Source organism: Oribacterium sp. KHPX15 (genome assembly GCF_900107835.1).
Lineage (GTDB): Bacteria > Bacillota > Clostridia > Lachnospirales > Lachnospiraceae > Oribacterium.
Genome location: NZ_FNRG01000011.1, coordinates 21,183 through 33,890 on the forward strand (window position 1 = coordinate 21,183; position 12,708 = coordinate 33,890).

Consider the following 12,708-nt stretch of genomic DNA (forward strand, 5'->3'; position numbering starts at 1 on the left):
GTCATCCTGAATGGCAGGTCACATTGACTTATATTCTGAATTCTGAGTTTTAAGGTCAATCTGTGGTTCCAATAACTCCGGATGGTGGGGGAAAGAGCCGACCACGGTCTTCGCGAACCATTGCCGGCTGAACTGTCACCAGAGGTTTCTTCCCTTTACAGAAAAGTAAAGAATTATCTGTAGATTTATGAGCCCCAACTGTGTTAATCTTATTAGGTTAGAGAAATAAAAGGAGCATTAACATATGGAAATGGAAATGAGAGACGAAGATGAGATCGATCTTCTTCAGTTATGTTTTTTATGTTTGAGAAAATGGAAGACCATCCTTCTCGCAGGAGTGGTACTTGCACTGGCCCTTGGAGGTTACAAGGGAGCAAGAGAACTCAGTAAGGTGGGAACGGAAGTTGCTGTCGAGGCAGAGGAAACCGCCGAGGAAAAGGTGACTCAGTATGACGCAACATTAGCCTCATATAAGGCACAGTTTGACCGCCTGAGCGAGACCTTTGAGAAGAATCAGGTTTATGAGCAGGAATCCATAATCATGAACATGAACCCCAACAATTACTTCTCAGGCTCAAGCACCTACTATATAAGTACAGATTACAAGATCATGCCTGACATGACCTATCAGGACGTGGACTATTCAGCGGATATCGCGCAGGCTTACCTTTCCTATCTTACAAGCAGCGAATGTCTAGCCTATGTGCAGTCAAAGCTCACCGAAAAGATTTCTGCAAAGTATCTTTCAGAGCTTATAAGGGTTAATGTCACCGGCCGCGTGCTCAACGTCAAAGTTGTGGGAGACACCTCCGGGAGAACTACAGAGATTCTTAATGCTATAAGTGAGGCCATTGATAACTACAAGAAAGAGGTCGACACCAAGATACATGAGCATAAGCTTGATCTCATGGAGTATTCCGAAGTAGAAAACACTTCTTCGACCGACGGCTCTGAGTCCGGCTCCGGAAATGATAACTATGTAGCTGATGTTCAGAAGCAGTTTTCCGACAGCCAGATCAATCTTACAAACCAGATTTCAACCTTCTACGATAAATACACAAAACTTGCGGATACAAAGGTAAGTACAGACAGCAGCGGCAGTGGCATCACAAAATCCCAGGCTGTTAAATCCGGTGTCAAGTTCGGAATCATCGGTCTGATCCTGGGATTTTTCGTAGCAGCAGGCTTTATCGTATTTAAGGCCATAATCGAAGACAAGATCGTAAATGCCGGCGAGATTTCTTATCTGTTCGGCCTTCGTATCTTCGGAGACTACAAGTCCGGTGCCGGGTCAGGAGCATTTGACAAACTTCTTTACAAGCTGTCCTATGGAGATGCATTACCGGATAAAGAGAAGTTCTATGAAGTAGCTGCCGCCAATGTCAAGACCTTCGCCACAGCCTTCAAGGATGAGGATATCAAGGACATCTCCCTTATCGGAAGAATCGATTCCGAAGCCCTTCAGAGCATCGTGAAGTCCATCAACGATATAAACGGCGACGACACCGTTAAGCTGGCCGGCGACATCATCACCGATGCTTCCGCCATCAACGCCATCCGCGATGCAAAGTACACCCTGATCGCCGTTGACCGTACCACCTCCAAAAAGGACCTCCGCACCCAGCTCGAAAAGCTGAAAGGCCTCAAAAAGCACGTCGCCGGAGTCCTCCTGTTCGACTAATTATCATAGATTAATACACCAAGCGCCCAACTTTTGATATGTACCCAGAATCCTGGACACATATCAAAAGTCGGGCGCTTTTTAGTTAAGGCGTTTAAGGCGTGAGCCTGACTTCCAAAACGCCCCCCGATCCGGGTCGACCGGGACAGGGGGCGTCAATTATCACTTGGCTTTTTTTATTATCACTCATCTTCCTCGTCATCACTTTGGTCGTCGTCCTCATACCCGTCACGCTCTACAACGTTGCTTGTCGGGGCATACTCCCTGAGATCTGCGGTAGGAGAGACTGTCTGAGAGGAATAGCTCTTAGGAATATTTCCTCCCGGTCCATAAGAATCATCACTTGTGTTATCAACATCAGGTTCTGAATAGGAACTTGATTTTGTACTGCTTGTGTCCGTTGTGGCGTCTTCTGAATCTGAGTCAGATGAGCTGCTGGATTTACCTGTTCTGTATATCGTTGTGACAATTTCCGATGATGCAACACCGCTGACTTTAGTTGACTTCGAACTGCTTGAGCTTGAACTCTTGCTTGAGTTACTCTTTTTAGAACTCGAGCTATTTGAGGATTTTGAAGTTGTTGAATCCGAATCATCATCCGAGTTGCCTGACGTCTTCTTTTTAGGAGTCGTATACCTTTGTGTGACAAGCTGCATTCCATCAGCTGAATAAACGTAGGAATCATTACCGGTGTTGACATTTGCCCCCATAGGCGTCGGAGCGATGGAAGCCCCATGGATAAATGCTCTCGTCATTGGGACGATACCTTCGTACCAGGAACCGTCCGGCCCCACTACATAGCCGTCCGGCGTCACAGTATTCGTGTAGAGGTAGCCCCTCTCGTCGAAGGCGTAGCACATATAGATCCCGTCGCCGTCATTATCTATCCATTCCCATGCATTTGCGGGATATGTGCCATCGTCGTGAACATACCAGTACCCGGTTTCATTCGCCATCCAGTACCCCGCAAGCCCTGTAAATGCACAGGCAGCGCTCAATGTGATGCACGCCAGTCCGGTCTTTATTAATCTCAATAAACATTGCTTTCTCATTTTTTCTCCCTCACTTGGGGGTCAGACCCCGTTACAAACCCCTTACGACTCAATACGAAATCGTTACATTTAAGCTTGCGCTAAATCTTTCTTCTTTGTGCATACAGCAAGCTTACTTTTTAACTTTATGTTATATAGACTCTGAAACAGGTATCATACTTCTTTGAATCGGCTGATTACAGTGACAAAAAATCTTTGCCTGTGAGTCGTCTCACTGCTTCTGCTTTCTATATATTATTTCGCTTTTTTTCAGACCAAATATAACATTTTCGCCCTTGAAATAAGATGAAATTTAGTTTTCAAAGTCTTAAGGTTTTTGTAGGGCGTTTTAGACTTTTTTTAGGTTTGTATGCGGCTTCATGGGACGATCCTGCAATAAAAAACAACGAAGCCTCGTTGTTTGAGTACTTCGTTGTTTTAGGTTTCAATCCTCCGCATATATCCTTATCGCCTGCGGAATGACCGAAACTGTAACTTCCTTCTTTGCTCCGCCATATTCCCCGTCAATAGTCCAGTCGATATCATTATCCGATCTGAATGTCACTTCACTTGTGCGGAAAATCTTTATATGAGGATTGTCAAAACTGCCGTCCCCGGCCGCCATCAGAATCTCACCGATTTCCTGAAGCGCATCCGGCGCCTTAATGAGGATGACCTCGAAGAGACCGTCGCTGAGGGAAGCATTGGCAAGGGCAGGAGTCTTGAAGCCGCCAACCGATGTTGCGTTGGAAACCGCTCCGAAGACATAATCCCCCTCCTCGGTTATGCCGTCATGGCTCACCTCCAGATGATAACGGGTCTGCAGAGAAACCGGCGCCGAAGCCAGCCCGTTTACGAGATATGCCAGATACCCGAGAAGATTTTTCTGATCCTGAGGTGTGGCGTAGCTGACATTTGTAAAGGCCCCGAAAGCAGCCACATAATTAAAATATTTATCCGAAAAGGTGCCAATGTCCAGACGGTAAACCCGGCTGTGCTCCACCCCGTGAATAACCTTTTCAACATCCCCGCTGAGCCCGAGAGTCTTTGCATAATCATTGGTGGTCCCGCTGGGAATGTAAAGCACCGGCAGACTCGCCTTTTCCTTGTCGGTTGCCGCCATAAGAGCATTGACCACATGATTCAGAGTCCCGTCGCCGCCGACGCAGGCCACCAGCTTCACCCGATTCTTGTACGCCTCAATGATATTCTCTGAAGTGATATTCATCTTCGGAATGATTGGATAAGTAATGACCTCATACCCAAGCTTCACAAGCCCGCTGATGAGTCTGAATACCTTCCCCTTCGCATTCCCCGTCCCCGCATTCTGATTCACCAGAAGGAGAGCCTTCTTGAGAGGCTTCTTCCATTCCTTTTCCTCAGTGCGCGGGTTTTTGGTCAGATTTGTTGAATTGGTTTCATTTGTTCTTGGATTAACGTCAATTTTTTTTGAATTGCTTTCTTTTGCTCCTGCTTCATTATCCATTTTTGCACCTCACAAATCCGGTGGTTCTGTTAGCCAGAGTTGTTTCAACTGTTCAGCTGCTATTATTAATATTCAGCTATTATTATAGATGTTCTATATTTCAAAAAGCAACGTTCTTCGCAGGTGTGATTTTCCCTCCCATTGTGCTATACTACCCTCATCTATAAACGTAGTTTTTTCGCCATTTATTTCTGATACAAATTTGTAGATTTAATTGGCTGTAAAACAACGTAAACTAAGGAGAAAAGAAACATGTCAAAATATGATTATCTCGTAGTCGGATCCGGCCTTTACGGCGCAGTATTCGCTCACGAAGCCGCAGCCGCCGGCAAAAAAGTTCTGGTTATCGACCGCCGTCCGAACATAGCGGGTAATGTCTACACCGAAGACGTAGAGAAAATCCACGTCCACAAGTACGGCGCCCACATCTTCCACACAAATGACGGAAGAGTCTGGGACTACGTTCAAAAATTCGCCACCTTCAACCGCTTCACCAACTCCCCGGTTGCCAATTTCCACGGCGAGCTCTACTCCCTCCCCTTCAACATGTACACTTTCAACAAGATGTGGGGCGTGGTAACTCCCGAGGAAGCCGCCGAGAAGATCGAGTCCCAGCGCCGCGAGGCCGGCATTACCGAGCCGAAGAACCTCGAGGAGCAGGCCATCTCCCTGGTGGGCACAGACATTTACGAGAAGCTCATCAAAGGCTACACCGAGAAGCAGTGGGGCCGCCCCTGCACCGAACTTCCGGCCTTTATCATTAAGCGCCTCCCCGTTCGCCTCACCTTCGACAACAATTATTTTAATGCTCTCTACCAGGGCATCCCCGTTGGCGGCTACACAAAGATGGTTGCCGCAATGCTTGGCGGTGCCGCAGTCCAGTCCGGCGAGGATTTCGGCAAGAACGCAGTTGCAGTTAGCGCCAATGCTCAGCCCGGCAGTGATGCGGCTTCAGTCGCTGCTGATGCCCAGACCTGCGAGAACGAAACAAATGTTGGCTGCGGAAGCATCGAAGTTCACGTCGGCGTTGACTTCTTCGACGAGTCCGGTGCTCCCCGAAAGGACCTCATCGCCCTCGCCGACAAAGTGGTTTACACCGGCGCCATCGACGCATACTTCGGCTACAAGCTCGGCTACCTCGAGTACCGCTCAGTAAGATTCGAGAACGAACTCCTTGACAAGCCGAACTTCCAGGGTAATGCTGCCGTCAACTACACTGACCGTGAGACTCCCTGGACCAGAATCATTGAGCACAAATGGTTTGAGTTCGGAAAGGACGACGAGGGCAATGATATCCCGAAGACTGTCATCTCCCGCGAGTACTCCAGCGAGTGGAAGCCCGGCGACGAACCTTATTACCCCGTTAATGACGAGAAAAACGGAAAGCTTTACGAGGAGTACAAGAAGCTTGCGGATGCCGAAACCGGCGTGATCTTTGGCGGCCGCCTCGGCGAGTACAAGTACTACGACATGGACAAGGTTATCGCTTCCGCTCTTGACATGTGCGAGAGGGAACTGAAGTAGTATTGTGAGCTATGGGGGACAGTATTGTGGGTCAATGTTTAATAGAAAAATCAGTGAGATATGGTGATATTTCCGATCAGCTTATGATTAAAGTAGAAAACATTGAGAAATGGAGATAGTACTGTGAGGTTAGTTGTTAAAAGAAAAGTTTTGAGAATAATTTGTGTTGCATCACTCATCGCGGCCGCCATCCTTCTCCCCGCCTGCGGAAAATCAAACAAAAAAGGAAAAACCGCCAAAAAGCCTTCCTCATCAGCAACCGCTGCATCCCGGGAACGCCGTGTTGAAGTAATAACCGGCACACTTCAGGGTGAAGAGGACGGCTCGGACATGTTGAAGGACAGTTTGGCCGAAAACGGCGGCCTTGACATGTCGGGAAAGACCGGAGGTGCTATCGCCACAGCCGGAAACATTAAAAAAGGAGATAATGCTTCCGACGAAACAGGTGATGGAAAGTCGCACGGTGGCACTGAGGAATCAGCTTCTCCCGAGGAGATTCTTCCCATCAACCCCGACGACATGATTGAGTTCACCACGGATTACGGCGACGTGCAGCTCATCCACGACGAAGGCGCCATCAACAACCTGACGGGTGAAGTCGGCGAGGAAAGATACCACGACGGGGACTTGGGATTTTATTACAATGCAAAAGCCGGGATAAAGGCATTGGTCCCCGGGTACTACAATTACTACCAGACAGACGAGCTGGGCTACGATCACTTCTACGTTTTCAGCAATTCCTCCTACCCGCAGATTTCCTTCATGAGCTTCACCGAAGGGGACGGCGAAGAGCTGACGGCCGGTAATTACAAGAGCTATCAGGACAAAATCCTTGACGCCTGCCAAAAGGAGCTGGAGGGCTTCTATCAGGAACGGGCCCGCACCAGCTTCACTATCGGCGATTTCAAGCTGCGTGAATCCGTGTTCAGGGGCCAACGCGACGGAAAAGCTGTCACCGCCTGCTTGGAACTTTTGTGGAATGCTGACGACCGGTCCATCCTCGGAATCAGCTTTTTCGAATACGATACCGACGGCCAGGCCTACATGGATGACTTCGTAACCATGATTACGGACCATCTGTCTAAAGCTTAAAAATGATGGGCTTTTTGCTGCTTTTTAAAAGAATGGATAGAGTTTCGTTATTTTATATTAATTTTGATTTTGCAAATATCGCTGAATGACGCGGTAATATACGCTCAGATTTCCAAAAATCTAAATTTGCTATAAAATTAAATACAAAGAATTTTAATATTTTCACAATTGAAAATGTCATACTCTTTTGAAAAAAAGGTGGTATAGTATGTCTACGTAAAGGTTATTTGCTAAAACAAAACCGAATTTATGGAGAGAAAAAATGAAGAAAATGAACTTAATCAAAAAAATAGTAGCAACCGCAACCATAGCAGCACTCAGTGTTTCAATGTTCGCAGGAACAGTTATTGCAGGACAGTTTAAAACAACTGAAAAGGGAATCTGGTATGAGAATGATGACGGATCATGGCCTGCAAGTGTTTGGAAGTGGATCGACGAAGATGGAGACGGAAAGTTCCTTTGCTATGCTTTTGATGAGAACGGTTACGTTTATTCAGGCACAACAACACCTGATGGTTTCACAACCGCAGCAGATGGTTCATGGATTAAGGACGGTGTCGCTGTAGTTCGTGATAAATTAGAGAACCTTGATACTACTGCTATAGCAAGTGCAGCTGCACAGACAGCTCAGATGCTTGCAAACGGTGATTCAAAGGCAAGCCAGGAAGAAATTGACAAGCTTAATGGTATACAGACAATTCAGACTTCAGAGACTAAGCAGCTTAGTCTGACTCGCCTTACTGCAACAAATGTTGATTCAAGCGAGATTGTTAAGACAAAGTATATTTCAAAGAAAACAACTGTAGGTGCAACAGGTGCAACAACAAGCACAGAGGACGACGGTCCTGATATGAGCCAGACAAGCTTTGATACAAACGGTCCAAGCGTTCCTGAAGGAGCAGCAGTAAGCTCAGCAGCACCTCTTACAGACACTTCAACTATCAACTTCCCTGGTCCTGACGGAAAGTATTCAGATGGTTCTGACGAAGAGTGATAGAATACGCAAATTAGTCTTTACAAGGAAAATTAAATAGGTATTTTGAGTCCATCAACCATCTGCGACAGCACAGAAATGGTTGATGGACTTTTTTGGGTCAGAAGGGATAAAACCATAGATAAACAATGATAATCATATGCATGTACAGAGAAAACAAAGCATCTATATCGAACAAAACTCCCATGATAAAAAGAAGATTATATTGATGCAAAGGAAAACAAAGCATCTATATCGAACAAAACTCCCATGATTTAAAGAAGATTATATACATGTAGTTGGAAACAGTTTTTCTGTAAAATCAAATAGCAGGATGACCGACACCGGTCAACCTGCTATTCGGAAGGGAGTTAATTACTAATGAAGGGAATTGAGGCCGGGATTGATGGGTTCCCGCCTCTTAATTAATAGTATTCACAAGTATCTTTGAAATAAGAAGTTGGCGTCATTCTTATTTCCATTTCTCTTTTGTTGACTTAAATATAACTCATCAATCATCACAAAAGTGTCACAGATTTTACTGGATATTTGCTTATCTCTATGTTAGAATTTCTCCTTGTGAGTTATATATTTGAAACTACGGAGGATGTTTTATGAACGCAGTGGGCTGGATAATCTATGTTGTTGCAATCGTTGCAATGTTTTATTTTATTGGTGTCAGACCTTCACAGCAGGAACGTAAAAAGCAGCAGGAGCTTCTTGCATCTGTAGCTGTAGGAGATACAGTTCTTACAAGCTCAGGTTTTTACGGAGTTATCATTGACATGACAGATGATACAGTTATCGTAGAGTTCGGTAACAATAAGAACTGCCGTATCCCTATGCAGAAGGTTGCTATCGTTCAGATAGAGAAGCCAAATTCAGGTTCTTCAAGCGACGACAAGAAATAAGAATCGGCTACAATTGAATAATAAAGAAATGAAGGCGAGCAGCACACGGATCGATCCGTCAGCTGCCCGCCTTTTTGCCGTCATGACCGAAATTCGTAATAAATACGTAAAACGTAATTGATTGTTACTATACGTCAAATAGCGTAACATAGGACTTAGATAGATTTAGTGATTTTGAGGCGGTGGTGATGAATCTTAAGACTCTTAGAGAGCTGAAGGGAATAAGTCGAAAAGAGCTTGCGGATATGACGGGGATATCTTTCCGCTCGATACAGGATTATGAGCAGGGACATAAAGAGCTTAGTTCGGCAAAGGCGGATACGATCCTGAAAATGGCAGGGGCACTGGGCTGCACCATGGAGGATCTTATCTCGGATTTTGACCTCAGTTCCTTAAAGCCAAGCGAGCTTAAAGAGATGGTATCAGACGAGAATCAGAAATCCAGAGTACTGAGTGCACAGGGTGAAGGTTCATACATTCTAATGCATAAAGACCGGGAAGTAGCCGGCCTTGTACTCGAGTCTGAGACGGGTTCGATCGTTTCGGTGACCCGTGTTATGGATGAAACCCGTATGCCTATAGGAACGGTCGGGGAGGACCGCTTCCTAAAGGCATGGTGGTACCACAGAGCCGCACCGGTTACCCAGGGAAATCTGGCGTCAACATTGGAAAAACTCGGATTCCTGTCGCCTCAGGCATATCTTCTCAGGAACCTGGGACTGTCCCTCAACGACGACTACTGGCTGAAACCCCAGGGCAGCAGTCTTACATGGGACGATGTGAACCTTTATAACAATGAATTCGACGATGTTGTTGGTGCAAGCCATTTCACCGGTCTCCCCGTTGATGAGGATTTTGCTATTACGAAGGAGCTTTTTCCAAGCGGGTCAACCAAGGGTAATGTTCCCAAATCCTGGGTTTGCGTGGAAGGGAAGAGATATCTCGTCAAGGGTACCGAGGGCAACAAAACCCAGCAGATCTTCAACGAAGTCGTAGGTGCCTACATTCACAGAAAGCAGCAGAAGTTTGATTTCGTGGATTATGAGTTCTACACCATAGATTACGGTCATGGCAAGAGACTTGGTGTGAGTGCCGAAGCATTCACCTCCGCGGATCTCGAGTTCGTATCTGCACGTGAACTTATCCGGGCAGGAAGAAGGATGCACAAAGGCGCATCGGATTATGACATTTTTGTTAATGCTTGCGAAGATGGCGGAATCCCTAAATCTGATGTGGAAGCATTTCTGGATTATCAGATCCTGACGGACTTCATCATTTCCAATACTGACAGAAACTATGACAATTTCGGAGTGCTGAGAGATGCGGAGACTCTCAAGTTTGTAAAATTAGCACCCATATTTGATTCGGGAAACTCCATGTTCTACGATCTTGACATGAACCATGGAACCCTCGAACTCAACAATATCCCGGTGGACAGTTTCGCCGAGAATGAATTCGGCCTGTTGAGACTGGTCAAGGATCCTTCCATAGTTGAAGTGGATAAGCTCCTTACCAATGACGAGCTCAGCAAGGTTCTGGCGAGCTCCAATCGTACCCCCGAGCAGGTGCGAGTGCTTCTTTCCATCTACGACCGAAAGAAGGACATGCTTTTCAAATTAAAGCGCGGCGAGCTTGGCTGGCTGAAGAAGTAACTTTGAGCTTTTCGACCGAAAACAGACATGCAAGAACATACCTAAAACCTCTTTTTCTCCAAGCGCTGAGATCTGAGCCTTTCTCCTACATGATCTCAGCGCACTTTTTTTGTTTAGTGTTAGTCTTTAAATAGGTCTCTTTTTTTATATTTAGCCAAGATGTGATTTGATGAAAGCCTACGGCTGAAACTCCGTCTTGCATTAACGCTCCAATGTAGTAAAATCTCTTTAAACATTACCCTTTAGAAAGGAAAGCTCCGGTCGCAACCCTGCGTCCGGATGGCATCTGAAAATATGAAGCAGACATTAATGGCGGTTTTCGGAGGAAGATCAACAGAACATGAAGTTTCCTGCAAATCCGTAGTAAACATTGTAAAAAATATAAATAAGGAAAAATACGACGTGCTCCTGGTGGGTATCACCAAAGAAGGAGAGTGGCTCCTTGCTGAGTCTCTCGATCAGATCATCGACGAAAGTTGGTACAAATCCGGCATCAAGGCCTGCCTTCTTCCCGACGCAAAGCTTCAGTCACTTCTTATAAAGGACAAGTCCGGAGCCATTTCCCTCAGAAAGATCGACGTGATCTTCCCGGCTCTTCACGGCAAAAACGGTGAGGATGGCACCATTCAGGGACTTTTCGAGCTGGCTAAGATTCCTTACGTTGGCTGCGGCGTTCTCGCCAGCGCGGTTTCCATGGACAAGCTTTACACCAAGATCATTTGCAACGAGCCTCTCAGGAAGGTTGGCGTTCGCCAGGCGGAGTATGTTTCCGTTGTCGGCAACGAGATCAAAGATATGGACGAATGCGTTCGCCGCGTTGAGAAGGCATTTGAATATCCCGTTTTCGTCAAGCCCTCCAGCGCCGGCTCCAGCTGCGGCGTGACCAAGGCTTACAACCGCGAGCAGCTCATCGAGGGCATCAAAAAAGCCTACGAGGTTGACTACAAGGTTCTCATCGAAGAGACCATCATTGGCCGCGAAGTTGAGTGCGCCGTGTTCAGAGACATTGACGGCAACATCAAGGCCAGCGGCGTCGGCGAGATCAAGGCAGCCGCCGATTTCTATGATTACGATGCGAAGTACAACAATCCGCAGTCCGAAACCGACACTGACCCTGATATTAATGAAGATGACCGGGAACTCATCCGCAAAGCCGCAAAGGTGGTTTTCGATGCAGTTGACGGATTCTCACTTGCCAGAATCGACTTCTTCCTTACGGTGAACGGCCCGGTTTTCAACGAGCTAAACACTCTTCCCGGCTTCACCGCCATCTCCATGTATCCGATGCTTTGGGGCGTAAAGGGAATCGATAAACCGAGACTGGTGCAGGCGCTTATAGATACTGCTTTTACCCGACCGACTACGCAGGGTTAACGACCCTAAGAAATTCTTAACTTTTACTTTTGGATTCCTTCAAACACTTTCGTGCAGCCGGTGCTATATTATCTACATAATAAATGTACGAAATACACAATCCTTTATCCTTTTAAATGTTTAAGATTTCAGATAGCCCCGGTCGTTGACCGGGGTTTCTTGTTACCCATAGACCGTAAGAATTCTGCAAGGGGGTCTACCCCCCTTACAGACTCCTCACGGGGGCGGCTCTTGCCGTAAGATTTTTGTAAAGGGGTCTGCCCCCTTGCATTGTGAATAATTCTGGAGGAAAAATGCGGGTCAGAATAGAGATGAAATCCCGCCAGACAGTGGATGGCGATACAGATATTTTTGATACAGTTTCCGATGGCATCTTGAGAGAAGTCGGCGACGGCACACAGATCCTGACCTATTTCCAGGACGGAGTCCACAATGAAATGCGGGTGGATACAGCCGGAAAGGAAGTGACAGTGGTCAGAAACTGGAAGCATGACAACGCTTTCCGTTACAAGGAAAACACCAAGCATGTCATGAATTACGAAACCCCCATGGGCTACATGGAGCTAGGTTTCGATACAAAACGCGTCGAAATCGACCGTGTCCATGCAGAACTTGTGATGAACATCTTCCTTTCCTACAGCATCACCCAGTTCGGAAATCAGGTTTCGGAAAATGAGATAGAGATAAGGATCGCTAAGGCGTAGGCGGTGTAGTCCTAAGAATCATAATTGCTAGAACAGTACCGACTCTTGCATAAAGCTAAAATGGACAAAACCATGACTCGGATAGATAAAAATCCGGTTTAGGTCATATAAAGAAACCCACGGGGATGACTCATATTGAAAAATACATGATTTAGGTCATATAAGAAGCCCACTGGAATGACTCATATCGAAAAATACATGATTTGGGTCATATAAAGAAACCCACTGGAATGACTCATATCGAAAAATACATGATTTAGGTCATATAAAGAAACCCACG

The 12,708-nt window shown here is 46.2% G+C and carries 10 protein-coding genes; 8 read left to right on the plus strand and 2 right to left on the minus strand.

Annotated features, from left to right (window positions below):
* Positions 1–244 precede the first annotated feature (244 nt).
* Positions 245–1,681, plus strand: a complete 1,437-nt coding sequence (locus BLV86_RS08405) for a hypothetical protein (protein WP_090816270.1) — start codon at positions 245–247, stop codon at positions 1,679–1,681.
* A 182-nt stretch (positions 1,682–1,863) separates the two neighbouring features.
* Here the strand turns inward: BLV86_RS08405 and BLV86_RS08410 are convergent, their stop codons facing one another.
* Both BLV86_RS08410 and BLV86_RS08415 read right to left on the minus strand, forming a co-directional pair.
* Entirely contained in the window at positions 1,864–2,733 is an 870-nt protein-coding gene (locus BLV86_RS08410) for a hypothetical protein (protein ID WP_090816272.1), read from the minus strand.
* 424 nt (positions 2,734–3,157) lie between these two features.
* Positions 3,158–4,198, minus strand: a complete 1,041-nt coding sequence (locus BLV86_RS08415) for a diacylglycerol/lipid kinase family protein (protein ID WP_090816275.1) — start codon at positions 4,196–4,198, stop codon at positions 3,158–3,160.
* Between the two features lie 252 nt (positions 4,199–4,450).
* Here BLV86_RS08415 and BLV86_RS18255 point away from each other — a divergent pair, with 252 nt between their 5' ends.
* The 7 genes from BLV86_RS18255 (at position 4,451) to BLV86_RS08455 (ending at position 12,428) form a co-directional block, all read left to right on the plus strand.
* Positions 4,451–5,722 (plus strand): UDP-galactopyranose/dTDP-fucopyranose mutase family protein, encoded by a 1,272-nt coding sequence (locus BLV86_RS18255; protein ID WP_242873271.1) that lies wholly within the window; start codon positions 4,451–4,453, stop codon positions 5,720–5,722.
* 123 nt (positions 5,723–5,845) lie between these two features.
* The gene (locus BLV86_RS08430; protein ID WP_090816277.1) at positions 5,846–6,814 is read left to right on the plus strand and encodes a hypothetical protein; all 969 of its coding nucleotides are present in this window, start codon (positions 5,846–5,848) and stop codon (positions 6,812–6,814) included.
* Between the two features lie 262 nt (positions 6,815–7,076).
* A complete protein-coding gene (locus BLV86_RS08435) occupies positions 7,077–7,808 on the plus strand; it encodes a hypothetical protein (protein ID WP_090816279.1) in 732 nt (243 codons plus the stop codon).
* A gap of 593 nt (positions 7,809–8,401) precedes the next feature.
* The gene (yajC, locus tag BLV86_RS08440) at positions 8,402–8,698 is read left to right on the plus strand and encodes a preprotein translocase subunit YajC (RefSeq protein ID WP_031549054.1); all 297 of its coding nucleotides are present in this window, start codon (positions 8,402–8,404) and stop codon (positions 8,696–8,698) included.
* A gap of 188 nt (positions 8,699–8,886) precedes the next feature.
* On the plus strand, positions 8,887–10,350 hold the full coding sequence (locus tag BLV86_RS08445) for a helix-turn-helix domain-containing protein (protein ID WP_090816281.1): 1,464 nt from the start codon (positions 8,887–8,889) through the stop codon (positions 10,348–10,350).
* Positions 10,351–10,644: 294 nt separating this feature from the next.
* Positions 10,645–11,724: a D-alanine--D-alanine ligase family protein gene (locus tag BLV86_RS08450; protein ID WP_090816325.1), complete on the plus strand. Its 1,080-nt coding sequence runs from the start codon at positions 10,645–10,647 to the stop codon at positions 11,722–11,724.
* 293 nt (positions 11,725–12,017) lie between these two features.
* Entirely contained in the window at positions 12,018–12,428 is a 411-nt protein-coding gene (locus BLV86_RS08455; RefSeq protein ID WP_090816283.1) for a DUF1934 family protein, read from the plus strand.
* Positions 12,429–12,708: the final 280 nt, after the last annotated feature.